23 protein-coding genes are annotated in these 25,776 nt (G+C 73.8%); 12 read left to right on the forward strand and 11 right to left on the reverse strand.

Translation table 11 applies throughout. From position 1 onward, the window contains the following. The first annotated feature begins 109 nt into the window (after positions 1-109). On the forward strand, positions 110-1,546 hold the full coding sequence (locus NP064_RS00640; protein ID WP_227568429.1) for an amino acid permease: 1,437 nt from the start codon (positions 110-112) through the stop codon (positions 1,544-1,546). A gap of 31 nt (positions 1,547-1,577) precedes the next feature. Here NP064_RS00640 and NP064_RS00645 read toward each other — a convergent pair whose 3' ends face one another. After that, complete coding sequence (locus NP064_RS00645; RefSeq protein ID WP_227568428.1) at positions 1,578-2,015, reverse strand: ATP-binding protein; 438 nt, start codon at positions 2,013-2,015, stop codon at positions 1,578-1,580. 187 nt (positions 2,016-2,202) lie between these two features. Here NP064_RS00645 and NP064_RS00650 point away from each other — a divergent pair, with 187 nt between their 5' ends. Beyond that, entirely contained in the window at positions 2,203-3,330 is a 1,128-nt protein-coding gene (locus NP064_RS00650) for a VIT1/CCC1 transporter family protein (protein ID WP_227568427.1), read from the forward strand. A gap of 28 nt (positions 3,331-3,358) precedes the next feature. Here the strand turns inward: NP064_RS00650 and NP064_RS00655 are convergent, their stop codons facing one another. Together NP064_RS00655 and NP064_RS00660 are read right to left on the reverse strand one after the other, a co-directional pair. Continuing rightward, positions 3,359-3,940 (reverse strand): hypothetical protein, encoded by a 582-nt coding sequence (locus NP064_RS00655; protein ID WP_227568426.1) that lies wholly within the window; start codon positions 3,938-3,940, stop codon positions 3,359-3,361. A 46-nt stretch (positions 3,941-3,986) separates the two neighbouring features. Beyond that, positions 3,987-4,661 (reverse strand): DivIVA domain-containing protein, encoded by a 675-nt coding sequence (locus NP064_RS00660; RefSeq protein WP_227568425.1) that lies wholly within the window; start codon positions 4,659-4,661, stop codon positions 3,987-3,989. 200 nt (positions 4,662-4,861) lie between these two features. Here NP064_RS00660 and NP064_RS00665 point away from each other — a divergent pair, with 200 nt between their 5' ends. Next, positions 4,862-5,809: a siderophore-interacting protein gene (locus tag NP064_RS00665; protein ID WP_227568424.1), complete on the forward strand. Its 948-nt coding sequence runs from the start codon at positions 4,862-4,864 to the stop codon at positions 5,807-5,809. Positions 5,810-5,998: 189 nt separating this feature from the next. Here the strand turns inward: NP064_RS00665 and NP064_RS00670 are convergent, their stop codons facing one another. Both NP064_RS00670 and NP064_RS00675 read right to left on the reverse strand, forming a co-directional pair. Then, entirely contained in the window at positions 5,999-6,124 is a 126-nt protein-coding gene (locus NP064_RS00670) for a hypothetical protein (RefSeq protein ID WP_255623584.1), read from the reverse strand. Between the two features lie 81 nt (positions 6,125-6,205). Beyond that, a complete protein-coding gene (locus NP064_RS00675; RefSeq protein WP_227568423.1) occupies positions 6,206-7,840 on the reverse strand; it encodes a methyl-accepting chemotaxis protein in 1,635 nt (544 codons plus the stop codon). A gap of 152 nt (positions 7,841-7,992) precedes the next feature. Here NP064_RS00675 and NP064_RS00680 point away from each other — a divergent pair, with 152 nt between their 5' ends. The 4 genes from NP064_RS00680 (at position 7,993) to NP064_RS00695 (ending at position 12,084) form a co-directional block, all read left to right on the forward strand. Continuing rightward, positions 7,993-8,919 carry a pseudouridine synthase gene (locus NP064_RS00680; protein WP_227568422.1) on the forward strand — a complete coding sequence of 309 codons (927 nt, stop codon included), beginning with the start codon at positions 7,993-7,995 and terminating at the stop codon, positions 8,917-8,919. 96 nt (positions 8,920-9,015) lie between these two features. Continuing rightward, positions 9,016-10,002: a hypothetical protein gene (locus NP064_RS00685; RefSeq protein WP_227568421.1), complete on the forward strand. Its 987-nt coding sequence runs from the start codon at positions 9,016-9,018 to the stop codon at positions 10,000-10,002. Between the two features lie 165 nt (positions 10,003-10,167). Further along, entirely contained in the window at positions 10,168-10,476 is a 309-nt protein-coding gene (locus NP064_RS00690) for a YtxH domain-containing protein (RefSeq protein WP_227568420.1), read from the forward strand. Positions 10,477-10,482: 6 nt separating this feature from the next. Continuing rightward, a complete protein-coding gene (locus NP064_RS00695) occupies positions 10,483-12,084 on the forward strand; it encodes an FAD-dependent oxidoreductase (RefSeq protein ID WP_227568419.1) in 1,602 nt (533 codons plus the stop codon). Here the strand turns inward: NP064_RS00695 and NP064_RS00700 are convergent. Genes NP064_RS00700 through pgm form a run of 4 tightly spaced genes read right to left on the reverse strand, consistent with a single transcriptional unit; the run spans position 12,081 to position 16,675 of the window. Next, positions 12,081-12,596, reverse strand: a complete 516-nt coding sequence (locus NP064_RS00700; RefSeq protein WP_227568418.1) for a gluconokinase — start codon at positions 12,594-12,596, stop codon at positions 12,081-12,083. The two genes, NP064_RS00695 and NP064_RS00700, sit on opposite strands and share 4 nt — an antisense overlap. Positions 12,597-12,601: 5 nt before the next feature. Further along, the gene (locus NP064_RS00705; protein WP_227568417.1) at positions 12,602-13,666 is read right to left on the reverse strand and encodes a phosphotransferase family protein; all 1,065 of its coding nucleotides are present in this window, start codon (positions 13,664-13,666) and stop codon (positions 12,602-12,604) included. Positions 13,667-13,675: 9 nt separating this feature from the next. Further along, on the reverse strand, positions 13,676-14,944 hold the full coding sequence (locus tag NP064_RS00710) for an MFS transporter (protein ID WP_227568416.1): 1,269 nt from the start codon (positions 14,942-14,944) through the stop codon (positions 13,676-13,678). A 60-nt stretch (positions 14,945-15,004) separates the two neighbouring features. Further along, a complete protein-coding gene (gene pgm, locus NP064_RS00715) occupies positions 15,005-16,675 on the reverse strand; it encodes a phosphoglucomutase (alpha-D-glucose-1,6-bisphosphate-dependent) (protein WP_227568415.1) in 1,671 nt (556 codons plus the stop codon). Positions 16,676-16,775: 100 nt separating this feature from the next. Here pgm and NP064_RS00720 point away from each other — a divergent pair, with 100 nt between their 5' ends. Further along, positions 16,776-17,600 carry a DUF5926 family protein gene (locus NP064_RS00720; protein ID WP_227585017.1) on the forward strand — a complete coding sequence of 275 codons (825 nt, stop codon included), beginning with the start codon at positions 16,776-16,778 and terminating at the stop codon, positions 17,598-17,600. Positions 17,601-17,874: 274 nt separating this feature from the next. After that, positions 17,875-18,678, forward strand: a complete 804-nt coding sequence (locus tag NP064_RS00725) for a glycosyltransferase family 2 protein (protein WP_227568503.1) — start codon at positions 17,875-17,877, stop codon at positions 18,676-18,678. Here the strand turns inward: NP064_RS00725 and NP064_RS00730 are convergent. Then, a complete protein-coding gene (locus NP064_RS00730; protein WP_227568414.1) occupies positions 18,650-21,133 on the reverse strand; it encodes a hypothetical protein in 2,484 nt (827 codons plus the stop codon). The genes NP064_RS00725 and NP064_RS00730 overlap by 29 nt on opposite strands. 149 nt (positions 21,134-21,282) lie before the next feature. Between NP064_RS00730 and pheA the strand changes: the two genes are divergently transcribed. Further along, positions 21,283-22,239 (forward strand): prephenate dehydratase, encoded by a 957-nt coding sequence (gene pheA / locus NP064_RS00735; RefSeq protein WP_227568413.1) that lies wholly within the window; start codon positions 21,283-21,285, stop codon positions 22,237-22,239. Positions 22,240-22,287: 48 nt separating this feature from the next. Here the strand turns inward: pheA and NP064_RS00740 are convergent, their stop codons facing one another. Beyond that, positions 22,288-23,436 (reverse strand): diacylglycerol/lipid kinase family protein, encoded by a 1,149-nt coding sequence (locus NP064_RS00740; RefSeq protein ID WP_227568412.1) that lies wholly within the window; start codon positions 23,434-23,436, stop codon positions 22,288-22,290. A 105-nt stretch (positions 23,437-23,541) separates the two neighbouring features. On the opposite strand from NP064_RS00740, the gene serS reads away from it, so the two are divergent. Next, positions 23,542-24,819 (forward strand): serine--tRNA ligase, encoded by a 1,278-nt coding sequence (gene serS, locus NP064_RS00745; protein ID WP_227568411.1) that lies wholly within the window; start codon positions 23,542-23,544, stop codon positions 24,817-24,819. Then, complete coding sequence (locus NP064_RS00750; protein ID WP_227568410.1) at positions 24,816-25,637, forward strand: HAD family hydrolase; 822 nt, start codon at positions 24,816-24,818, stop codon at positions 25,635-25,637. Before serS ends, NP064_RS00750 begins: the two co-directional genes overlap by 4 nt. Positions 25,638-25,776: the final 139 nt, after the last annotated feature.

Here is a 25,776-nt window from a genome sequence, read left to right on the forward strand (position 1 = left end):
GCGGACGTGAAGACCGTACGCGACAACCCTGGGTGTCTGCTGGGCGAGCCCGCCGTGGCACGGGACCTGGTCCCGGGGCGGCCCAGGACTAGGTGGCTACCCTCACCCCGTGCGCCACTCCGCTCTGCCCGCCGGCCCGCCGCCCGGCGACCAGCCCGTCGACCCGTCCCGCCCCGCGTCCGGCGAGCGGCTGGGCGCCGGCCTGCGGGTGCGGCACCTCACGATGATGGGCCTCGGCTCCGCGATCGGGGCGGGCCTCTTCCTGGGAGCCGGCGCCGGCATCAGCCTCGCCGGGCCCGCGATCCTCGTGTCCTACGTCGTCGCCGGGGTGCTCGTCATCCTGGTGATGCGGATGCTCGCGGAGATGGCGGCCGCCCTCCCGTCCAGCGGCTCGTTCTCCACCTACGCAGACGAGGGCATCGGGAGGTGGGCCGGGTTCACGCTCGGCTGGCTGTACTGGGCGACGCTGGTGCTGGTGCTCGGCGTGGAGATCACGGGAGCCTCCCAGATCATCCACGGGTGGGCGCCCGTGCTGCCGCAATGGGTGGTCGCGCTGCTGCTCGTGACGGCGTTCGCGGTGGTGAACCTCTCCGCGGTGCGCAGCTTCGGGGAGTTCGAGTTCTGGTTCGCCTCGCTCAAGGTCGCCGTCGTGGTGCTGTTCCTGGTGGTCGGGGTGCTGCTCGTGCTCGGCCTGCTGCCGGGGACGGAGCCGGTGGGCGCCGCGAACCTGGTGGGGCACGGCGGCTTCGCGCCCCGGGGCATGAGCGGCATCGCCGCCGGGCTGCTCGTGGTGGTGTTCGCGTTCGGGGGCATCGAGATCGTCACCATCGCCGCGGCCGAGTCGCAGGACCCGCGCCGCGCGATCGCCGCCGCGGCCCGCAGCGTCGTGTGGCGGATCCTGCTGTTCTACGTCGGGTCCGTGGCCGTGATGGTGATGGTGCTGCCGTGGGACGCCCCCGAGCTGGTCGCGGGCCCGTTCGTCGCGGTGCTGAGCCGCACCGGGATCCCCGGCCTGCCGCTGGCCATGGAGGTCGTGGTGGTCATCGCGCTGCTGTCCGCCTTCAACGCGAACGTCTACGGCACCTCCCGGATGGCGTACTCCCTCGCGCAGCGCGGCGACGGGCCGCGTGGGCTGCGCCGGGTCTCCCGGCAGGGGACGCCCGTCGCCGCGGTGGGCCTGTCCGTCGTGTGCGCGCTGGTGAGCGTGGGGCTCAACTGGCTGCTGCCGGACACGCTGCTGGGCATCCTGCTGAGCGCGGCAGGAGCGTCGCTGATCCTGGTGTGGCTGTTCATCGCGGTGGCGCAGCTGCGGCTGAGGCCTCGGCTCGAGCGTGAAGGGCTGCTCACGGTGCGGATGTGGGGCCACCCGTGGCTGTCGTGGGCCACGCTGGCGCTGCTCGTGGGGTTCGCTGTGCTGATGCTCACCGACGACGCCGCCCGAGGGCAGCTCATCTCGGCCGTCGGCCTATGCGGGGTGCTGGCGGGGATCTACGCGGGGCGGGCCGCTGTGCGCCGCCGCGGGGTCGAGCCAGCCGGGCGCGACTAGGCCCGGGCCGCCGGCCCCGCGTCTGCGCAGGTCAGTCGTCTGTGCGTGCCCGAGGGCTGGGGGCGAGCTCTGTCGGCGCGTCGTCGTGCACGAGCTCGAACCACACCGTCTTGCACCTGTCCGTCGTGTCGCGGGTGTCGTGGGAGACCGTGCCCCACCGTGTCGCGAGCCGGTCCACGAACATCACGCCGCGGCCGCCGCCCGCGGTGGGTGGCGGGTTGCGCAGTATCGGCACCGCGCGGGCTCCGTCCGAGACCTCGACCCGGGTGCGCTCGGCGTCGACGTCCACCCGCAGTAGGACGGGCGGGTCGGCATGCTCCACGGCGTTCGTCACGGCCTCGCTCACCAGCAGCACGAGGAGGTCCAGAGCCGGCCCGCCCAGCCCGGCCTCGGCGAGCCGGTCCCGCGCCCACCGCCGCGCTGGCGCCACGGCCGCGGTCTCTGGCTGTATGTGTGTCTCGGCGTGCATCTTCGCCCCCTTCGTCGGACGCGCCCGACACCGGTTCGTTCCTGCCGCACGCGCAAGGACAACGGTGTTGTACACGTGCCCACCCAGCAACTCGAGAGCGTGTTCTTTCCCATGTCGCCACACGCGACGGCCCCCACGTGCGGCCTGTGTGCGCTCGCGGTCAAGGCGAGGTGAGAGGATCGTCACCATGCCCACCCAGGACCGACCGGCGTCGGATCAGCAGCCGCCGAGCCGGCAACAGGTTCGCCGCTGGCGTCAGTACCTGGCCGACGAGCGCGCCGAGGGCGCCGTCTACCGGGACCTCGCCGGGCGGCGCACCGGCGAGGAGCGCGAGATCCTGCTCGCCCTCGCCGAGGCCGAGCGCCGACATGAGTCCCACTGGCTGACGCTGCTCGGGGACGACGTCGGGCGACCGCTGCGCGGCGACTTCCGCACCCGCACCCTCGGATGGCTGGCCCGGCGGTTCGGCTCGGTGTTCGTCCTCGCGCTCGCGCAACGGGCAGAGGCGCGGTCCAGCTACGAGACGGACGTCGACGCGACCGCCACGATGGCTGCCGACGAGCGCATCCATGAGGAGGTCGTGCGGGGGTTGGCGCTGCGCGGCCGCAACCGCATCTCCGGGACGTTCCGCGCGGCGGTGTTCGGAGCCAACGACGGGCTGGTCAGCAACCTCGCCCTGGTGCTCGGCATCGGCGCGAGCGGGGCCGCGACCAGCACGGTGCTGCTCACCGGCCTGGCAGGGCTGCTCGCCGGGGCGCTGTCGATGGGCGCGGGGGAGTACGTGTCCGTCCGGTCCCAGCGCGAGCTGCTCGAGGCGTCCACCCCCGGCAAGCACGCCCGGGCCGCGCTGCCGCACCTCGATGTGGACGCCAATGAGCTGGCGCTCGTCTACCGCGCTCGCGGCATGTCGCCCGAGGACGCCCACGAGCGCGCCGACGAGGTGCTCCGCTCGCTGGGCACCGCACCCACGCCGGCGCTCGGTGTGCCGTCGGTCGCGCAGGGCGTCGAGTCGGAGGCGGTCGACGAGCACGAGTCCGTGGGCACCGCGATGGGCGCCGCGGGCGCCAGCTTCTGCTTCTTCGCGTCGGGTGCGCTGATCCCCGTGCTGCCGTACCTGTTCGGGCTCGAAGGGCTGGCGGCCGTGGTGATCGCGTCCGTGCTGGTGGGCATCGCCCTGCTGTGCACCGGCACCGCCGTGGGCATCCTCTCGGGCGGCCCGCCACTGCGCCGGGCGCTGCGCCAGCTGGCCATCGGGTACGGCGCCGCGGGGGCCACCTACCTGCTGGGCCTGCTGTTCGGCACGACGATCGGCTGACGCGCCGGGTTGGACGGGCCTCGACCGGTCACGCCAGGGTGAGCAGCACGCCGTCCGGGGTGGCCTCGACCGACTCGATCGCATGCAGGGTCCCCGATGAGGTGCGCACCACGATCCGCTCGCCGCGTGAGGCCATCAGCGTGGTGCGGCCGCTCTGCACCCGCATGATCAGGTCGAACGCGCTGAGCGTCCCGGCGGCGGCCGTCGCGGCCGGAGCCGCGGGAACCGACCATGTGGTCCGGGTTGGCTGCTGGGCGGGCGTGGGCGCGACGGTCTCCCCGGCTGCCGGCAGCGATGCGGGCGAGCGCGGATCGGTCGATGCCGGCGCCGCCCCGACGTAAGCCTCCAACGCCGCCACCACGCCGCTGCGCAAGGCCTCGACCTCGGCAGACGCGTACCCCGCGCCGGACCTGCGGGCCCCGAACCGGGCGTCGCGCACCTCGCGCAGCAGCATCGTCGCGGCGGCGTTGGCGCCCGGGCGTCCCTCCTCGATCGCGGACAGAGTCGCGGCGGCGAGCTCCATGTAGTGGTCGACCTGGGAGCGGTCGTAGCCGTCCGATCGGCAGCTGCTCGACAGGGTGCGGCGGCGGAGCTGGTCAGCGGTGATCACGAGGGCTCTCCTGAGGGTCGATCCGAGGACGGGGGGGCGGTGTCGCTCAGCGGACGTGCACAACGATCCCGTCCGCCACGGTCTCGACGCCCACCACGCTGGCGATCGCGCCGTCGGGCGTCCGGACCAGGAGGCGGTCCCGTTGGGCTCCGAACAGGGCCGCCCGGGCGGACTGCAGGCCGAGGACGACGTCGTAGGCGCCCAGGCCCTCCGGCGCGGACGAGAGGTCGAGCGGCGTCGAGGCTGGCGCGGGCGCCGTCCTGCCCGCCGCGGCGGCCACGGTGGCGGCCGAGATCGCCGTCGGGGAGGTCAGCGAGGTAGGCGACGGCGACGGCGTCGGCGCGGGTGCGGCGGGCATCGAGACCGCTGACGGCGTGGTCGTCGGCGTGGCGGGGCGCTCGGTGTCAGACAGCTTCCGTCGAGGGCCCGCATGCCGGCGGACGTACTCCTCCAGGGTCGCGACCACCTCGGAGCGGAACGCGTCCACCTGCGTGGCGGAGTACCCGGAGCCGCGATCGGTGGCCGCGGGGGGCTCGGCGGTGCGGATGTCCCGGGGCAGGAGAAGGCGCGAGCCGTCAGGGCCCACCGTCCTGCCCTGCTCCAACGCCTCCAGCGTGGCGGCCACCCTCCCCAGCATGTGGTCGACGGCTGCCGCGTCGTAGGCCTCCGCCGCGCGCGTGCGGGCGAAGGAGATCTGGCGGACCTGCTGGGCGGTGATCACGGCGGTGGCTCCTGTCGGCCGGCGCGCCACTCGCGGCGCACCACGGCCGCATCCTGCCAGCCCTGCGCGTCGGATGGCCACGACCAGGACCTTCGTACCGTGGGCGCCGCGGGGCCGGATGGAACGCTGTGACCGGCGCCACAACCGAAAGTGCATGAGGGCAGTTAGGGTAGGCATACCTCAACACGAAGGGTTGTCCTGTGAGCGCAACGCTGACCGCTCCCACGGTCGTCAGCCCCTTCCGTGTCTTCGCGGTCGAGGTGGCCCGCATCGAGGACCTCAGCCCCAGCTTCCGGCGCTTCACGTTCACCGGCGCCGACCTCGACCAGTTCGCCGACACCGGGCTCGACCAGCGGGTCAAGCTCATCCTGGCGGCCCCCAGCTGCCCCGGGAACCCGCTCGACGCGCTCTGCGGCGCCTCCGACTGGTACGGCTGCTGGCGCGCCATGCCCGACACCGTGCGGCCTGTGCTGCGCACCTACACGGTGCGCGCCGTCCGGCAGGACGCCCACGAGATCGACGTCGACATCGTGCTGCACGGCGACGTTGGACCCGCCACCCGCTGGGCCCGGCGCGCGCAGCCCGGCGACACCCTCGCCATCTGCGGGCCCAACGGCCAGTTCGACGGCTGGTGCGGAGGGGTCGAGTGGGTGCAGCCCGAGCACTCCCTGGCCGTGCTGCTCGCCGGTGACGAGACCGCGGTGCCTGCCATCGCGTCGATCCTCGAAGAGCTCAAGCCCGACGCCCGCGGCGAGGCCGTCCTCGAGGTGCCATGCGCCGAGGACTTCCTGCCGATCAGCGCCCCGGCCGGCGTCCGTGTCACCTGGATCGCCCGCGACGGCGCCGAGCACGGCGCCCAGCTGATCCCCGCCGTCCACGAGGCCGCCGAACGGCTCCTGGCGCCCCCGATCGGCCCCACCGCCACCGTCATCGAGGACGTCGACATCGACGCCGGCATCCTCTGGGAGGTGCCCATCGACCCCGAGGGCGCCGCCCTCACCCGCTCCACCGAGCTGTACGCCTGGCTCGCCGGCGAGGCAGGCGTCATCAAGCAGCTCCGCCGCCACCTGGTCAGCGAGCGTGGCGTCGACCGCCGGTCCGTGGCGTTCATGGGCTACTGGCGCGAGGGGCGCGCAGAGGGAGCCTGACGGACGGCTTGCCAGCACCCGGGTTTTTCTGGAAGAGGGGCGGTTCTCCGGAACGCGCTCGGGATGAAAGCCCTTTCCTTGGAAGGAGGGGGCGTAGCGGCCACGCAGCCAGGGCCCGCGTGCCTCAGTGCGTGCGTCTCCGGGGTTTCGGATTCCGGTCAGGTGCCGATGTCGCACCCTGCTGCGGGCTCAGCCCCGAGAACCCTGGACGGGTGTCGTCGGCGTCTCCCCCACGAGCAGCTCGGACGACGAGCGGTCGAGCTGCTGATCGACGCCGTCCAGCACGGCGCGGGGGCCGAGCCGGGCCAGGTGCACCGGCTCCCCATGCCCCTACGCTCGCGCGGGTCGGTGGCCGTCGCCAGGGAGTGAGGCCACGGTCTCCGAGTTGCCGACGCCTCAGTAGGTGAAGGCCGCCACCCGCGTGCGCAGATCGGCGGACATGCGCGCGAGGTCGTCCACGGCCGCGCCCATCTGCCCGACGACGACGGCGTTGGACTCAGCCGCCGAGGCCACGCCGACGATGTTCGCCGCGATCTCCCCGGAGCCTGACGCGGCCTCGCCCACGCCGCGGGACATCTCGTTGGTCGTGGCGGTCTGCTCCTCGACCGCGCTGGCGATGGTCGTCTGGTAGTCGTTGATGCTCGCGATGATCTCGGAGATCTCACCGATCGCTGCCACCGCCCCGGCGGTGTCGGCCTGGATGGCCTCGACACGGCGGGCGATGTCCTCGGTGGCCCGGGCCGTCTCGGAGGCCAGCTCCTTGACCTCGCCCGCGACCACGGCGAACCCCTTGCCGGCCTCGCCCGCCCGCGCCGCCTCGATCGTGGCGTTCAGAGCCAGCAGGTTCGTCTGCTCCGCGATCGAGGTGATCACCTTGACCACGTTGCCGATCTCCTGGCTGGACGCGCCGAGCTTCGCGACGCGCTCGTTGGTCGATTCCGCCACGCCGGTGGCGCGCGAGGCGACGTTCGCGGCCTCGTTCGCGTTCTGCCCGATCTCTCGGATCGACGCCCCCATCTCCTCCGAGCCCGCGGCGACTGCCTGCACGCTGCGGCTGACCTGCTCCGCGGCGGTCGCGACCACGCCGGCCTGCACGCTGGTCTCCTGAGATCCCGCAGCCACCTGCACGTTCGCCGCGGACAGCTCCTCGGCGGACGCCGCCACCGCGTCCGCGGTCTGCGCCACTCCGGCGAGGGTCGACCGCACAGCGCCCTGAGCCACGGTCAGCGCCTGCGCCATCTGGCTGACCTCGTCATTCCCGGAGACGTGCGCCTCGACGGTGAAGTCGCCGTGGGCCATCGCGGAGATGGCGCTGCGCACCTCGAGCACCGAGGAGCGCAGGCGGCGGGCCACCGCGATCCCCAGGGCCACCGCGATGATCACCGCGGCGACGACGGACACGATCAGGACCACCCGGGCCTGGGAGGTGCGGGCCTGGCTGGTCTCGGCGATCGCGGCCACGTAGGCGTCGACCTCGGTGTGCACGAGCTCGAGCTCGCCTTCGTACGCGGTGACCAAGGGCTGGCCCACCTGCTCCGAGAGGCGGGTGAAGAGCGCAGGGTCGTCCGACAGGGCCGCGGGGACGAGCTGCGTGTCCCGGGCGGCCTCCCACGCCGCGTACGCCTCGACGAAGCGGGGCCAGCTCTCGATCTGTGTCGCGGACGACTCGGCGAAGGCGTCGATGGCTTGGTGAAGCACGGCGTCGTTCGCGTCCTGCCGGGCGAGCCACACCTTGATGAGCCCAGGGTCCTCCAGCGCTGCGAGCTGGGCCACGGCGAGTCTCGCCGTGACCTCGCTCTTCTCGATGACGCTGTGCAGCTCCACGGTGGTCGTCTGGGTGTCGACGAGGCGCTGCATGTCGTTGGTGGCGTACCGCAGGTTGGCCATGGCGAGCCATCCGGCGCCCAACGAGATCACCCCGAGCAGCAGGACGACCGACAGGATCTGCGTCTGGATCGACCGGTGCGTGAAGCCCAGCCCCGGGCGCCCCTTGGCGGTGGCAGAGAGGTCGGTCGGAACGGTGGTGGGCATGGGGTCCTCCGATTGGCGCGCTGGGAGCCCGATCGGCTTCCGTGTTCCCGTTCTGAGGTCCGCTGTGCCTTTTCAGCCCCACCACGGGGCGTTTTCACCCGAAGGGCTGAGGGTCGCGAAGCGCGTGGAGAGTGGGCCCGTAGCATCGCCCCGTGCCTCCCCGATCCCCCTTGCCGGCCCGCCACGGCCTGAGCGCCGCCTGGCTGCGCACCCCCGATCGGGACCGCTCCCGCGCGGACGAGTGGGCCACGATGGGGGCCTGGCTGCGGCACCGGCTGCCCGAGCACGTCGACGTGGCGGACATGCTCGCGCAGCAGCGCTTCGTCGACGAGGAGGGCCGGGCCGTACGGGAGGACGACCCCTTCGCCCACCACCAGTTCGTGTGGTTCCACCGCGACCTGCGCGAGGACGAGGCCGAGGTCACGGCGCCCATCCACGTGGTGCACCGCGACGACCGCCTGGTGGTGGTCGACAAGCCCGCCTTCCTCTCCTCGATCCCGCGGGGCAGGCACGTGCTGCAGAGCGTCGTCGTGCGCCTGCGCGCGGAGCTGGGCCTGCCCGACCTGTCGCCGTTGCACCGCCTGGACCGGGTGACCTCCGGACTGCTGATGCTCGCGACCGAGCCCAGGTGGCGGGGGCCGTACCAGTCCTTGTTCGAGCACCGCGCGGTCGACAAGACGTACTGGGCGTTGGCGCCGCTGCGCTCTGACCTGGACTTCCCGATCGTGGTGCGCAACCACATCCACAAGGAGCGCGGCGCGTGGCAGGCGCAGGTGGCGCCTGGCGCGCCCGTCAACGCCGAGACGCTCATCGAGCTGGAGTCGGAGGTGGAGGGCCGGGGCGTCTACCGCCTGAGCCCTCGCACAGGCCGCACCCATCAGCTCCGGCTGCACCTGCACGGGCTCGGCATCCCGATCATCGACGACCCGCTGTACCCGGTGGTGCGCGATGTCCCGGTGGACGACTTCAGCCGCCCCCTGCAGCTGCTCGCCGGGGAACTCGCGTTCACGGACCCCATCGACGGCAGCCGACGGGAGTTCCGGAGCGTGCGGCGCCTGCCGCTGCGCGCGGGGAGGTGAGACTGGGCCGCAGACGTGCGCGGAGCGCCCTGGGCGGCTGCGAGGATGAGGCCCGGATCCGCGATGGCGCGGGACCGTTGGCAGCAAGGAGCCCACATGGCGATCACCGCCGGGACCAGCGAGTACGACCGGTTCGGACCCTGGATCGACGAGGTGCGCGTGGAGGACGACGTCCCGCGCCTGTACCGGGACCACCCGATCGACCTGGGCGCCGCGCGCCTGGTGCTGAAGGTGCCGCGGAACATCACGCGGCGTGACGCGACGCCGGACATGGACCTGTACGACCACCTGCTCGTGCTGGGCGCTGGCCAGCTCACGGTGCTGAGCAGGCGCGTCGCCCCTCGGGAGCGCCGTGGGCCCGTCCCATCGGGGTACGACGTGCGCACGGTGGCCATCGACGAGGTGGTCGCGATCCGCGACGTCGTGAGCATGCTCGACGGCCATCTGACGATCCTGGCGCGCGACGGCCAGGCGCTGTCCTTCAGGTACAACGGGTCCGGGCGTCGGAGCATCGCCCAGCTCGTCGACGCGCTGCGCGGCGACGTGCTCCCGGCGCAGTCCGGCGGCTACGGGTGGTCGGGTGGATACGGCGACGCCCTCGCGAAGGCTGCCGCGGCGCTGGCCGGCGAGCGATCCGCGATGGCCCTCGACCGTGAGGACATGTCACTGGTCGGCGACTACGCCAGCATCGCGAGCCGGGTCCCCGACCTGGCCCCGTGGGCATGGCACGGCCGCCGGGTCGTCGCGCCCCAGGGGGAGGGCGCGTCGGGCGCGTTGCGGCGCGCTCTCCATGTCCTCTCGCCCATGACCTTGCACGGCGCGGTCGTCGCTGGGGACGACGTCGCCCTCGAGGTCTTCGGCCGGCACCAGTGGCTGGTGCGCGGCAAGGCGCCGGTCCACTCCGCGTCGCGCCTGCTGGTGCCGTTCGGCTCCCTCGACGCGGTCCAGATCACCCCGCACGACGGCTACCACGGCGCCGTCGACGCGACGCTCGCCCTAGGCGACGCCCGTGTAGAGCTGGTCCTTCCCGAGGGATCGGCGGCGCATCAGCTCTTCGAGGAGGGCTCGGCGCTCGCGGGGTGACCGCCACGTCCGCGTCCTGTCGGGGCGCACGGGCTCGGACGTGGACATGACGTGCGGGCCCAGCCGGCGACCTGCGTCGGGGGAGTCCTGCCAGGAGGCGCGCGGCGTGGGCCCCGCCTACGCTCGTCAGCACGCAGTCTCAGGCCGAAGACGTGGAGGAAGAACATGAAGGGCAAGGCGGCATTCGTTCTCGGAGCTGGACTCGGGTACCTGCTCGGCACCCCCTCGGGGCGGGAGAAGCTGGGCACCGCCCGGTCGAAGCTGATGGACTCGTGGAACGACCCCCGCGTCCAGGAGAAGGTCGGTGACATCCGCGAGAAGGTGACCCCGGGGTCCTCCGACGACCCGTGGGCCTCGACCACGGAGACCACGGACACCGCGGGCAGCACCCCGACGGCGTCCACGACGACCTCCTCGCCCGAGACCCCCGACCTGGGCGGCGCCGGCGCCGACTACCGGCCCACCGCTCCCTGACCGACCATGGTCGCGCGGACGTCGTTGTGGCTCGACCGGCTTGACGCCCGGGGGGCGGCGACCGACGGCGGCGCCGGTCCCTCGGCTGAGCTGGCCGACCCGCATGACGTGGTGGTCGTCGGCGCCGGCCTGACAGGGCTCACCACCGCGCTGCTGCTGGCCCGGGCGGGCTGGTCGGTGCTGGTGGTGGAGTCCCGCCGGGTCGGCGCCGGCACCACAGGGCGCTCCACGGCGAAGGTGAGCCTGCTGCAGGGCACCCGGCTGTCCTCGATCGCGAGCCGGCACCCGGAACCCGTGCAGGCGTCCTACGTCGAGGGCAGCCGCGAGGGCAAGGACTGGCTGCTCCGCTACTGCGACGAGCACGGCGTGCCGTACCAGCGGCGCCTCGCGGTGACGTACGCGACGACGGGTCCGGGGCTGGCGAAGGTCGAGGCGGAGATGGCCGTCGCGGACCGGCTCGGCCTGCCCGTGGCCTGGCGTGACGACCTCGACCTGCCGGTCGCGACGCTGGGCGCAGTCGAGCTGGCCGACCAGGCGCAGCTCGACCCGATGAGCGTGCTCGCGACGCTCGCGGAGGACGTCGTCGCCCGTGGCGGCCGCATCGTCGACCATGCCCGCGTGCTCGGCGTGCACCGTGAGCCCGGCGGGAAGTGCCTGGTGCGCACCACCCGGGGCGACACCCGCAGCTCGACAGTGGTGCTGGCCACCGGCATGCCGATCCTCGACCGGGGTGGCTTCTTCGCCCGGCTCAAGCCCAACCGCTCGTACGCCCTGGCGTTCCGGACCACGGGCGAGCTGCCAGCGGGGATGTACCTCTCCGCGGACGGCGACACCCGCTCGGTCCGGACCACGCCGACAGTGCCTGGGGACTCCGGCGCGGACGCCGGCGAGACGCTGCTGGTGGGCGGCGCCGGTCACGTCACCGGGCGCAGCGCGCCGACGAGCGCGCACCTGCGCCGGCTGACCCGGTGGACCGAGCGGCACTTCCCCGGCGCCGTGGGCACCCACGCGTGGTCCGCGCAGGACTACTCGTCGGCGGACGGGCTCCCGCTGGTGGGGCGCGTGACGCCAGCCAACGGCCACGTGCTGTTCGCGAGCGGGTACGACAAGTGGGGGATGACGTCGGCGGTCGCGGCCGCCCTGGTGATGGCGGCCGACCTGCTGGGCGACCACCCGCCGGGCTGGGCGGACGACTGGCGGCCGTGGCGGCCCCGTGAGCTCGCCGTCGGCGCGGGGACCGCGGCGAAGTGGAACGCGGGCGTGGGCGCCCGGCTCGCCTCGGACTGGCTCCGCCCATGGCCGGCAGTGGCGGAGCGGCCCACCCCGCCCGAGGGTCAGGGCAGGGTCGAGCGGTCCCAGTTCCGGCGCCCCGAGGCCGTCTGCACGGTGGGCGGGGTGACCCGCCGCGTCTCGGCGGTCTGCACCCACCTGGGCGGCATCGTCACGTGGAACGACGCGGAGCGGTCCTGGGACTGCCCGCTGCACGGGTCGCGCTTCGACGCGACGGGTTCGCCGCTCGAGGGCCCCGCGGTGAAGCCGCTCGAGCCGACCGAGCCGGCCAAGCCACCGCGCCGCCGGGAGGTCCCGGGGGCGGCTCCGTCCGACTAGACGCCCGAGGTCGCGAGCACCCGGTCGGCGATCGCCGCGCTCAGCTCGTCGGCAGAGCCGGTCGCGTCGAGCGTGAACCCCGCCTCGGTGGGCAGCAACGGCTCCAGGGTGGCGAGCTGGGACGCGAGCAGCGTGGGCGGCATGAAGTGGCCGGTGCGCCGGCCCATCCGCTGGGCGAGGATCTCGTCCGTGACGTTCAGGTGCGCGAACAGCACCGGGCCGCCCTCGCGGAGCACGTCGCGGTAGGCGACCTTGAGCGCCGAGCAGGTCATCACGCTCGGCTCCCCGGCGCGGGTCTGCGCGGCCAGCCAGTCCCGCAGGGACCTCAGCCAGGGGGCGCGGTCCTCGTCGGTCAGCGGGATGCCGGCCGCCATCTTCGCCACGTTGCCTGCGGGGTGCAGGTCGTCGGCCTCTAGGAAGGGCCGCTGCAGGCGATCGGCGACGAGCCGGGCGACGGTGGTCTTGCCGGAGCCGGAGACTCCCATGACCACTACGTGCTGGACGTCCGCCATCGGCCTCAGATCCTCCTCGGTGCGGCCCGCGGGGCTGCGGACCAGGGCCTCGGCCCTCGCACCGCGATCGTACCGAGCCGCCAGTCGAGGGCGTCGAGGGCCGCGTGCAGGTTCGCCAGGGCGTCGGCGCGGTGCCCGGCCACCCAGTCGCCCGTGTAGCCGCGCGGGACCATCTCGACGACCAGCACCAGGCTGATCCACATCCGGTAGAGCCACAGGCGGGCGTCCCCCGCAGGAGTGCCGAGCGCGAGCTCGCCTCCGGCGGAGCGGTAGCCCTCGAGCAGCGCCGGGGGGACGGGCCCGAGTCCTCGCTGGTCGGCGCCGACGAGCTCGAGCATCGGGTCGCCCCACAGTGCCCGCTCGGTGTCGATGACCCCCACCAGGGAGCCCGTGGCCGGGTCGACGAACAGGTTGCCGGGCCACAGGTCCGTGTGGACGAGCACCGGGCCGGGCGCCTCGGCGAGCGCGGCGGCGTGCCGGCGCAGCACCGCGCGGACCCGGTCGGCGGGGAGGTCGACGCGCCATGCCTCGGCGTCGTCGAGGAGGGCTCCGACGATCGCGGCGAACGCGTCGGGCCAGGTGGCGGCCTGCAGGCCTGCGGCCGCGTTGGGGTACCCGAACCGGTCGCCGCGCACGGTGTGCAGCCGGGCCATGAAGGCCCCCAGCTCGCCCTGCACGACGCAGTGCGTCGCGTCGTCCAGGCCGCCCAAGTCGACCAGCGGCGTGCCGTCGAGGTGCGACACGACCAGCACATCGCTCGGCAGCACGCTGCGCGTGAGGTCGATCAGCAGCACCCGCGGCATGAGCAGGTCGGGGCGATCGGCCGCGAGCCCGTACACGAGCGCCTCGGTGCGCAGCAGGTCCAGCTCGTGGCGCAGCAGTCTCTCCGTGGCGGTGGGCGCCGTCTTGACCACCACGCGCTCGCCGTCCGCGAGGGTCGCTCGGTAGGTCGTGGCGAACATCCCGCCGGTGAGCGGCTCGGCGTGCGTGAGCCGCCCGATGGGGGCCAGCACGGTCGTCAGCGCCTGGAGGGTGGCGTCGTCGAGCGGTGCGGGGGCATGGTCGAGCACCCCCGCAGGCTAGTGGCCCGAGAGCTCCGTGGTCGCCGTGCCCGGCTCGGCCTCGACGTCGGGGAGGTCCTCGTGGGCGGGGACGTCCACCGTTCCCGCGCGCAGCACGCGGAGCGACCCGACGGCGGCCAGCACCGCGAGCACCGCCGCGCCGAGGACCACCAGGAACCCGCCGTGCGACCCGCGGGCGTCGATGGCCATCCCCGCGACGGAGGCGCCCACCGAGACGCCGACGCCCAGGGCGGTGCCGATCCACGTCAGACCCTCGGTCAACCGCTCGCGGGGGACGAAGTGCTGCACCAGCGCGTTGCCGTTGATGATCGTGGGGGAGATGGCGAAGCCCACGACGAACATCACCAGCGCGAGCACCGTCATGGACTGCACCAGCACGAACAGCGACGCGCCGAGCGCGATGACCACCGTGCCGACGACGAACCGCTTCCACAGCGCCATCGTCCAGTGCCGCAGGCCGTAGAGCAGACCGGAGATCATGGAGCCGAGCGCGAACACGGCGAGCACCACGCCTGCGAGGTCGGGGCGTCCCTGCTCGTCCGCGAACGCGACCGTCGCGACGTCGGTGGCCCCGAAGATGGCGCCGACGGCCACGAAGACGATGGCCAGGACGACCACGCCGCCCGAGCGGAGCACCGACCTGTGCCGTGGCGCGTCGGCGTGCCGCACCGTCGGCGCCGGCTGGGTGGCCCGCTGGCTCAGGAACCAGAAGCCGCCGCCGATCATGCCGATCACCGCGACCAGCAGGCCCGCCGCCGGCGACACGTTAGCCGCGAGGATGGTCGCCACCACGGGGCCGACCACGAAGACCAGCTCGTCGAGTGCCGACTCGAGCGAGTACGCGGTGTGCACGTCCCGCGGCGCGGTGAGCAGGTTCGACCAGCGCGCGCGGACCAGGGCGCCGAACGACCCGATCGTCGCCCCGGTGAGCGCCGCCGTGGCGTAGAGCCACGGGGTGGGGGCGTGGGACAGCGCGGCGGTCACGATGCCGATCAGGCCGAGCGAGGAGACCGTGATGGCGGGTCGCATGACGCGCGCCTGGCCGTGACGGTCGACGAGCCTGGCGAGCTGCGGGGAGCAGATCGCCTGAGCGAGGACGTAGACCGCGGACACGCGACCGGCCAGACCGTACGAGTGGTACAGCGCCTCGACCATGAGGACGATCCCGATGCCTGCCATCGACATGGGCAGGCGTGCGATCACACCAGAGGAGGAGAAGGCCAGCGCGCCGGGCCGCGAGAGGATCTTGCGGTACGGGCTGAGCACCGGCTCATTCTCTCACCGCGCGCCGACACCGAAGGACGGCCGGCGCGCGGCTGCGAGAGGTCAGGCCAGCGCGTCGTTCACCACGGACCGCGCCTGCTCCTGCACCTCCACCAGGTGCTCCGGGCTGACGAAGGACTCCGCGTAGATCTTGTAGACGTTCTCCGTGCCGGAGGGGCGGGCCGCGAACCAGGCGTCGTCGGTGGTGACCTTGAGGCCGCCGATGGCCGCGCCGTTGCCGGGCGCGGCGGTCAGCTTCGCGGTGATCGCCTCGCCGGCCAGCGTCGTCGCGGTGACCTGCTCGGGCGACAGCTTCGCCAGCCGGGCCTTCTGCTCGAGCGTGGCGGGGGCGTCGACCCGGGCGTACCAGGACTCGCCGTAGCGCTGCACCAGGTCGGCGTGGTGCTGGGACGGGGAGCGGCCCGTCGTGGCCAGCATCTCCGACGCGAGCAGCGCGAGGATGATCCCGTCCTTGTCGGTGGTCCACACCCGGCCGTCCTGGCGCAGGAACGACGCGCCCGCGGACTCCTCGCCGCCGAACCCGACCGACCCGTCGAGCAGGCCGGGCACGAACCACTTGAAGCCCACCGGGACCTCGAGCAGGCGGCGGTCGAGCCCGCCCGCGACCCGGTCGATCAGGGAGGACGACACCAGCGTCTTGCCGATGGCCGCGTCGCCGGGCCAGCCCGGGCGGGCGCCCGAGTACAGGTACTCGATCGCCACGGCCAGGTAGTGGTTCGGGTTCATCAGCCCGGCGTCGGGCGTCACGATGCCGTGCCGGTCGGAGTCGGCGTCGTTGCCCGTCGCGATGTCGTACGGGGCGCCGTCGGCCATGGTCCGCACCAGCGACGCCATCGCGTACGGCGACGAGCAGTCCATCCGGATCTTGCCGTCCCAGTCGAGGGTCATGAACCCCCACTGCGGGTCCACGGCGGGGTTCACCACGGTCAGGTCCAACCCGTACCGCTCGCCGATGGCGCCCCAGTACTCGACCGAGGCGCCGCCCAGCGGGTCCGCCCCGATCCGCACACCGGCGTCCCGGATCGCGTCGAGGTCGACCACGTTGGACAGGTCGTCGACGTACGCGCCCAGGTAGTCGTGCAGGTGGGTCGTCTCGGCGGCGAGGGCCGCCGCCAGCGGGACGCGGCGGACCTGCCCGACGCCCGAGCGGAGCAGCTCGTTCGCCCGGGCCGCGATCCAGGCGGTGGCCTCGGACCCGGCCGGGCCGCCGGTGGGCGGGTTGTACTTGAAGCCGCCGTCACGCGGGGGGTTGTGCGAGGGCGTCACCACGATGCCGTCCGCCAGGCCAGGGCCCTCGGTGCGCACGCCGTCCATGCTGGTGGCGCCGTTGTGCAGCAGGATCGCGTGCGACACCGCCGGGGTGGGCGTCCACGAGTCGCGCGCGTCGACGAACAGCTCGACGCCCGCGGCTGCGAGCACCTCCACGGCCGTCTGCCACGCGGGCAGGGACAGCGCGTGCGTGTCCCGGCCGATGAACAGCGGGCCGTCGGTGCCCTGGCCGCGGCGGTACTCCACGATCGCGGCGGTGGTGGCGATGATGTGCGCCTCGTTGAAGGCGCCGTCGAGGGACGAGCCGCGGTGGCCGCTGGTGCCGAACACGACCTGCTGGGCAGGATCGTCCAGGTTCGGGGCGCGGTCGTAGTACGCGCTGACCAGCGCGTCCACGTCGACGAGATCGGCAGGCTGGGCGAGAGTTCCGGCGCGCGGGTCCATGCGAGCGATCCTGCCATCGACGACGCCGCAGGTCATCCGCTCGTGCGGGCTCGTCCGCCCCGCGTGGGCGTCGCAGGCGCAGCGGGTAATCTCCTCGACCATGGCCACTGGTTCTGTCGATTTCGTCCTGCGCCCCTTCGAGGGGCTCCCCGGTGAGCCCGACTGGGTCGCCCTCAAGGAGGTCGTGCCCGCCGCGACCGCCCCCGCACGCACCACCGCCGAGCACGGCTCCCGCGAGGTGCTCCTCACGACCGTCCTGCCGATGGGCTGGCCGGCGCTGCACCGCGACGACGGCGTGGTGCTGCTCGCGCTGCAGTCGCAGGGCGGCTCGGGCGACGCGAGCCGCGACCTCGCGGCCGTGCTGCTCGCCGCGCTGGACGTCGAGCCCGGCACCGCGGTCGAGCCCGAAGGCCTGCCCGGCCCTGGCCCGCGCCTGCAGGACGTGCTGGACCTGACCGTCCCGTTCGAGGTCACCGTCGAGGAGAGCTTCGGGTACTGGCTCGCCCCCGGGACCGAGCGCACCGCCGACCTCGCCGCCGCCATCGAGGAGGCCGACTCGGGCATCATCCCGACGGTCAAGCTCAGCTCGGTCGAGGCCGCGTACTGGTGCCGCATGGGCTCGCGCGAGTTCCTGCGCTGGGCGCAGCCGCACGACGAGCAGAAGGTCCTCGACGCGCTCGCGCGGCTCCACTCGAAGCGCGAGTCCGGCTTCGACGGCGCCAAGTTCGTCGGGTACTTCCGCTCGAGCGGCATCGTGGTTCCCGTCTGGGAGCTGGCCCGCGGCACCGAGGCCGAGGACATCGAGGGCGCCGTCGCCGAGTTCCTGCCCCGCTTCGAGGCGGCCCTGGCGGACGAGACGCCGCTCGACGCGAACGCCCGCCGCGCCCGTGCCGGGCTGGTCGCCCGGCAGGTCACGCTGCGCTGAGAACCCCCCGGCCGGTCGCCTCCGCGCGACCGGCGCCGTGGGGTCCTCGCGCCGTTGACGGCGAGGACCCCACGGTCTGGGTAGGCTGGCAGTCGTGATGCGCAAGGGCGGCAAGGCTGCCGAGGTCGAGACGAACGCGCAGGCTGCGCGCCTGGACGCCGCCTCGGAGCCCACGACGGCGGACGAGGTCCCCACGGACGACGTGGCGCCCGTGCCCGCGCCCGACCCGGAGAAGCCTGCCCGTGCGGCACGCCGCCGGGTCTCCCGCCGGGCGCTGGGCTCGAGCGAGCCGCTCAGCAGCCCCACCACCAAGGTCCCCGGAGCCCGGTCGCGCCAGCGGGTCGCCGTGGTGATCCCCGCGAAGGACGAGTCCCGGCGCATCGCCGCGACGGTCCGATCCGCGCGCGCCATCCCGCACGTGGACCTCGTCCTGGTCGTCGACGACGGCTCCGAGGACAACACCCAGCACGTGGCCCGCGAGGCCGGCGCCGTCGTCGTGCGCCACTCGCACAACCGCGGCAAGGCCGCCGCGATGGAGACGGGCGCCGCCGTCGTCGCGATGCGCGACGCCCCTGACCGGCTGCCCCGCCTGCTGCTGTTCATCGACGGCGACCTCGGCGAGACGGCCGTCAACACGGCGCCCCTCGTGCCGCCGGTGCTCGAGGGCACGGCGGACGTGTCGATCGCGCTGCTGCCCCCGCAGCCCGGCGCCGGTGGGCGCGGGATCGTCGTGGGAGCAGCCAGGCGCGCCATCGCGGCGATGACGGGCTGGACGCCCACCCAGCCGTTGTCCGGCATGCGGTGCCTGACACGCGAGGCCTTCGAGGCCGCGACGCCGCTGGCCCGCGGCTGGGGCGTCGAGACGGGCATGACCATCGACCTGCTGCGCCAGGGGTTCGTGGCCGTCGAGGTGCCCTGCGACCTGCGGCACCGGCCCTCGGGCGCCGACCTCAAGGGTCAGCTGCACCGCGCGGCGCAGTACCGGGACGTGCAGCTCGCGGTCAACGCGCGGCGGGTCCGGCGCGTGGCCGGTGCGATCCGCTCGACCGTCAACCCGCCGCGGGGCTCGGCGGACTGACCTCGTCGGCGCCGTCGCCGCCGATCGGCGTGCGGGGCGTGCTCGTCCCGTGCGGCCGCAGCAGCAGCATCCAGTTCGCGCACGCCGCGATCAGCAGCGGCACCGTGATCGCGATGCCGATCGCCGGGATGACCACCCCGGAGTCGTTCACCGCGAACCCGATGCCCAGCGTGACGGCCAGTGACACGAGCCCGGCCCGCAGCATCGGCGCGTCCGTGCCGAGCCGGGTGAGCGGCGCCCCGGAGGACAGCCAGGCGTACGCCCCGCCATCGGGGGCCTCCGCGGCGGTGCGCAGCGGGCGGCCCAGCACCAGGACCACCACGACCAGGCCGCCGATGGCGAGCAGCGTCAGCTCGTTGCTGAACAGGATGTCCACGTTCTGCTTGAGCTTGCGCACGACAACGGGCCACAGGCCGCCGTCCAGCACGGTCTCCACGAACCGGCCCAGGTGCGTGCGGGAGTCGGCGGGCCGCAGCCAGTCGAGCACCGCGAACCCCGTGACGGTCACCGCCCCTGCTGCCAGCACGGTGATCACGCGCCACCAGTTGAGCCGCACCCCGGCGGCGAGCAGGGCCAGCACCGCGAAGCCGGGCACCAGCGCGGGCGGGCCGCCGAAGTCGGCGCCGATGCTCGGCAAGCCGTCCAGGAGGGTCGCGGCGATCCCGATCGCCACGATCACGCCCACCGCGGCGGCGCGGCGGCCGCGGGCGACGAGCGGGTTCGTGACGGCCACCGCGAGGAGCACGGTCGCGGTGGCGAACAGGGCGAACGCCGTGTTGTTGAAGCCGTAGAACCGGCCGGCGACGAGCGAGCGCGTGCCCATCAGCGACTCGAGCTGCAGTGTGGCTCCGGTCGCGATGTCGATCGCGATGACCACCGCGGTGATCGCCGCGACGACGCCCAGCGGGCCGAGCAGCCAGTTGCGCCACCGCGGCAGCAGCGCGACGGCCGTGATGACCGCCACCCAGGTCACGATGAGCGCCGTCAACGCGTACGACGGCGGGTCGACCCGCCACCACGGGCTCATGTTCGCGAGGAACGTCGAGACCGGGATCGCCGCCACCGCGATGCCCGCGATGCGCAGCTGCTTGAGGACGATCGCCGCGTCGGTGCTCGCGGCGAGGGCCCGGCGGCTCTTGCGGGGGGCCCAACGGTCCAGGGCGCGGCCCCACCAGTCGAGCACCCGGCCGTTGAGGCCGATGGTCACCAACCCGTACAGGATCAGGTTGATCGTCACGAAGATCACGTAGAACGTGGGGACTAGCGGCGTCACCGCGAGCACGTTGTCGTTGTCGTCCACGAGTTGTGCCACCCGCTTGCTCGCGAGCGCCGGCCCGGGGGTCGTGGTGATGGTGGTGCCGACCAGGGCGCCCTGCGGCGCGTCGCCGCGCAGGCCCAGCGCGGTGAGCAGCGTGGGGGTCACGTCGGTGGTCTGCAGGTATCCGGGCTGACGGGTGGACCGTGTGGCCAGCAGCGCGTCGGCGTAGTCGCCGTCGCCGTTCGCCTGCGGCCCGCTCGCGGCCGCGAGCTGCAGTTGGGGGCGCCGGGACGAGTCGGCCAACGAGGCGACGAGCACGGTCGTTTCTCCGCCGAACTCCTCGATGCCGGACAGCACCGCGCCCACGCGCGCGTCGATGGCCCGCGCCTGCTCGGCGTGCGTCGGCTCGGTGACGGCGTCCGGGCCGGTGAGCTCGGGGATCTCGACGTCGGGCGACGGCTCGTCGGTGGGCAGCGCGATGAGCCGGTCTGTGGTGCCCTGGCCCGGGTCCCGGATGGAGCCCACGTCGACGACCACGAGCTGGGCCTCGCCCTTGAGCGCGTTGAGCACCGCCGTCTCCAGCGCCGCCATGGTCCAGGGGCGGCTCTGGTGCTGGCCCACCGGCACGCCGTCGGCCCCGGCCAGCGCGATGGCGGCGCCCGGCCCGATGCCGACGGCAGGCGTCCCGCTGGCCGCGAGCGTGTCGCCCAGCAGCCCCAGGTGAGACGCGTAGTCGCCCTCGGCGGCCGCCTGCACGTAGTCGTCCCACGCGGGCGTCGCCTGGTCGGGAGCAGGGTCCCGCAGCGTGCGGCACGTGCGGTCGTCCGCCTCGAGGTCGGCGGCGCGGGCGCCTGCCGAGACGGCCAGCCACCCGTCGGCGGGGCAGTTCGACGAATGGACGGACCTGGCGGCGATGTTGCCGACTGCCCCGTTCCGTGACAGCGACCACAGCGCGGGCGTGGTCAGCGTGCCCACATCGTCCCAGCGCAGGCCCGACGTGCCGATCAGCACCACCGGCGCCGTGTCGCGTTCCACTGCCGCCTGATTCGACGCGCTGGTCAGCGCGGGGGGCGACGCGGGCAGTGCTGCGGCGGCCGATCCGGCGAGCCCGAGCATCAGCACGAGCGCCGCCACCACAGCCGCCATCGCGGGGGCGAGGACGCGGCGGGGAGTCAGGGCGCGGGGGAGCGTCGGCACCGGGCCAGCCTACGGTCGCACTAGGCTCGTCCCGTCGCGCGCAGGCGCCGGTCGCCGTGGTGCGCCCGCCGGGCGCACGGTATCCGCACGAGACCGTCACACACCGTCGCGCGGCAGCGCACGGCATGAGCACCGACCGGAGGACGTCCATGCCCGTCCCGCGCTACGCGTACCTCGGCCCCGCCGGCACGTTCACCGAGGCCGCGCTGCGCCAGGTGGCCTCGCCGGACGAGGCCCGGTACCTGCCGCAGACGGACGTGGTCTCCGCGATCGAGGCGGTCCGCTCCCACCAGGCCGATTTCGCGGTGGTCGCCATCGAGAGCACCGCCGAGGGCGGCGTCACCGCGACCCTCGACGCGCTCGCGGTGGGCGAGCCGCTGGTGCTGCTGCGCGAGATGCTCGTGCCCGTCGGCTTCACGCTGGTCGCGGCGCCGGGCGTCCGCCTCGAGGACGTGCGCCGCATCTCGGCCCACCCGCACGCCTGGGTGCAGTGCCGCCGCTGGCTCGCCGAGCACGTTCCGGGCGCCGTCCACGTGCCCGCCACGTCCAACACCGCCCCCGCCGCCCTCATCGCCGAGCAGGTGGCCAGCGGTGGCGGCCCCCAGCTCGCGTTCGACGCCGCCTTGGTCCCGCCGCCCGCCGTCGCGCACTACGGCCTCGAGGTGCTCGCCGAGCACGTCGAGGACAACGACCGGGCCGTCACCCGGTTCGTGCTCGTGGGCCGCCCGGGCGAGGTGCCGCCGCCCACGGGCGCCGACAAGACGACGCTCGACGTGCACCTGCCCAGCAACGAGGCGGGCGCGCTGCTGGACATGCTCGAGCAGTTCGCCGCCCGCGGCGTGAACCTCTCCCGCATCGAGTCGCGGCCCATCGGCGACGCGCTCGGGCGGTACTCGTTCTCGATCGACGCCGAGGGCCACATCGCCGACGAGCGCATGGGCGAGGTGCTGATCGGCCTGCACCGGGTCTGCCCGCACGTGCGGTTCCTCGGCTCCTACCCGCGGGCGGACGACGTGCAGGCCGTGGTGCGGCGCGGCACCGCCGACGAGGACTTCGTCGCGGCGCGCGAGTGGCTGCGCTCGCTGCGCGCCGGCCGCACGCACTGAGCGCCTCGCCGCGCTGAGCGGCAGACCGTGCTGCGCGCCCCGGCGGCCTCAGGCGCGGGCGACCCGCACCACGAGGGCGCCCTCCTCGACGCGGGCCTCGACGTCGCACGCCCGACCGACGATGTCGCCGTCCACCTGCACCGGCTCGGTGCTCGAGAACCGGGCGTGGATCGTGCGGGCCCGGGTGTGGTCGATCCGGCCGATCTTCGCGGGAAGCTCGGTGCGCACCCCCACGCCCTGCAGCACGACCTCGCCGAAGAGCTGCGCCCAGCCGGCCACCCCGCCCCGGGTGTCGATCGCCGCGACGTCGAGCCAGCCGTCGTCGATGAGCGCGTCAGGCAGCAGGGTGAGCCCTCCAGGCAGCCGTCCGCAGTTGCCCACCAGCAGGCTGCGCAGGCGCAGGGTCTCCGGCGGGGCGCCGTCGAGGCGGACAGTCACGCGCAACCGCCGTCCGTGCAGGTGCCGGATCCCTGAGACGAAGTAGGCGATCCAGCCGACCCGGGCCTTGAGGTTGTCGTCGGTGTCGGCGATCATCGCCGCGTCGAAGCCGACGCCGGCGATCACCAAGAAGATGTGATCGCGGGACGCCTGGGCGCCGGGCGCGATCCGCTCGGCGGGCGATGTCACGTCGTCCTCCACCGAGCCGTCCCGCAGCACCCGCAGCCAGCCCACGTCGATCGTCCGGTCGGATCCCTCCAAGGCGATGCGCAGCGCCGCGGCAGGGTCGCCCAGCGGCAGGTCGAGGTTGCGCGCCAGCAGGTTGCCGGTCCCCACCGGCACGATGCCCATCGCCACCTTGGTTCCCGTCAGCGCCTCGGCGACCGCACGGACGGTGCCGTCGCCGCCCACCACCACCACCACGTCCGCGCCACGCCGCACGGCCTCACGCGCCTGGCCGACACCCGGGTCCTCGACGGTGGTCTCGAGCCACAGCGGTGTCGTCAGGCCGATCTCGGCTGTCGCCCGCAGTATCTCGCCGCGCGCGGCCGCCACATCGGGCTTGGACGGGTTCGCGATGAACGCGACCAGCCGAGGCTCCGCGGGCTCGGCATCGGACGCGTCCCCCTCGGCCGCCGCAGCGTCCGCCGCGACCTTCAGGCGCAACTCCCGCAGCCGCCGCAGCACCACCACGGCGATGACCACAGCGCAGCCGGCCAGCACCAGGGCGCCGATCGCGACCCACGCCTCCCATGTCATGCCGACAACCTAGTGCCGCCACCGGCGACCCCGCAGAGGCGGCCCGCCGGCCGCCCACGAGGTATGACGGAGCCAGGCTGTGCCAGGGTCGATAGGCTCGTGCTTGTGATCGACCTGCGACTCGTCCGTGAGGACCCCGACCTCGTCCGTGCCAGCCAGCGTGCCCGAGGGGACGACCCGGGGCTCGTCGACCAGGTGCTCGACGCCGACGCCCGCCGCCGGTCCGCGCTGACGGACTACGAGCGGCTGCGCGCCGAGCAGAAGGCGCTCGGCAAGCAGGTCGCGTCCGCGCAGGGCGACGAGAAGTCGGCGCTGCTGGCCCAGGCCAAGCAGCTCGCCGAGCAGGTCAAGGCGCTGCAGGCCGACGCGGAGGCCGCCGACGTCGCGGCCGGCGAGCTCGCGCGCAGCATCGGCAACGTCATCGAGGACGGCGTCCCCGCCGGCGGCGAGGACGACTACGTGGTGCTGCGCCACGAGGGCACGCCACGGGACTTCGCCGCGGAGGGCTTCACGCCGCGGGACCACCTCGAGCTGGGCGAGATGCTGGCCGCGATCGACACCGAGCGCGGCGCCAAGGTCTCCGGCGCACGGTTCTACTACCTCACCGGCGTCGGGGCCCGCCTCGAGCTCGCGCTGCTCAACGCCGCCGTCGACCGCGCCCTCGCGAACGGGTTCACGCCGGTGATCACCCCGACGCTGGTCAAGCCCGAGGTCATGGCCGGCACCGGGTTCCTCGGCGCGCACGCGGACGAGATCTACCGGCTCGAGGCGGACGACCTGTACCTGGTGGGCACCAGCGAGGTCGCGCTCGCGGGCTACCACTCGGGGGAGATCCTCGACCTGGCGGACGGCCCGCTGCGGTACGCGGGCTGGTCGGCCTGCTACCGCCGCGAGGCGGGCTCGTACGGCAAGGACACCCGCGGCATCATCCGCGTGCACCAGTTCCACAAGGTCGAGGCGTTCAGCTACACCACCGTCGAGGACGCCGCCGCGGAGCACCGCCGCATCCTCGGCTGGGAGGAGGAGATGCTGGCGCTGGCCGGGCTTCCCTACCGGGTGATCGACACCGCCGCCGGCGACCTGGGCATGAGCGCCGCCCGCAAGTTCGACTGCGAGGCGTGGCTTCCCACCCAGGAGCGCTACCTCGAGCTCACGTCGACGTCCAACTGCACGACGTTCCAGGCGCGCCGCCTGGGCATCCGGGAGCGCACCGCCTCGGGGGAGACGCGTCCCGTCGCCACCCTGAACGGGACGCTCGCCACGACCCGCTGGATCGTGGCGATCCTGGAGAACCACCAGCTGCCCGACGGCTCGGTGCGTGTGCCGGAAGGCCTGCGCCCCTACCTCGGCGGCCTCGAGGTCTTGGAGCCGGTGACTCGATGAACCACGCGCGCACCGCGGACGGCATGCTGATCGCCCTCGACATCGACGGAACGCTGATGTCCTTCGGCGGGACGATCTCCCCCGCGGTGCGCGAGGCCGTCACCGGCCTCGTCGAGGCGGGCGCGCACGTCGTGCTCGCCACCGGCCGCTCCGTGGTCGCGACCGTGCCCGTGGCCCAGGACCTCGGCCTCGACACCGGGTGGGCCATCACGTCCAACGGCGCCGTCACGGTGCGGCTCGACCCGTCCCTCGAGGACGGGTACGAGCTGACCGAGACCATCACGTTCGACCCGGAGCCCGCGCTGCGGGTGCTGTCCCTCGAGCTGCCCGACGCGTTGTACGCCGTCGAGGACTTGGGCCGCGGGTTTCTGGTGAGCGCGCCGTTCCCTGAGGGCGAGCTCGGGGGAGACCACCGCGTCGTGTCCTTCGACGAGCTGTGCTCCGCGCCCTCGACCCGTGTGGTGATCCGGAGCCCGAAGAGCACCCCGGAGGAGTTCCACGAGCTGGTCGAGCGGGTGGGCCTGCACGAGGTCTCGTACGCGGTCGGCTGGACGGCCTGGCTCGACCTGACGCCCGGCGGCGTCTCCAAGGGCAGCGCGCTCGAGGAGCTGCGCCGCGCCCTGGGCGTCGAGCCCTTCGCGACTGTGGCGGTGGGGGACGGCTCCAACGACCTGGAGATGCTGCGCTGGGCCGCTCGTGGCGTCGCGATGGGCCACGCCCCCGAGGCGGTGCGGGCGGCCGCGGACGAGGTGACCGGGACCATCGACGACGACGGCGTCGTCGCTGTTCTGCGCGGGATGCTGTCCGCGGTCAAGTGACGTCGCAGCGGCCGCCGGCGTTGGGTCGGCGAGCCGCTCTGTGACCCGATTGTGACCGATATGGGCCGTCGGGCGGAGCGCTCACGCCCGCGGTGACGCCCATGCGTCGATGTGACTCAATCGTGACCGCCTAAGCCGC

It is taken from the genome of Cellulomonas chengniuliangii, from assembly GCF_024508335.1.
Lineage (GTDB): Bacteria > Actinomycetota > Actinomycetes > Actinomycetales > Cellulomonadaceae > Cellulomonas_A > Cellulomonas_A chengniuliangii.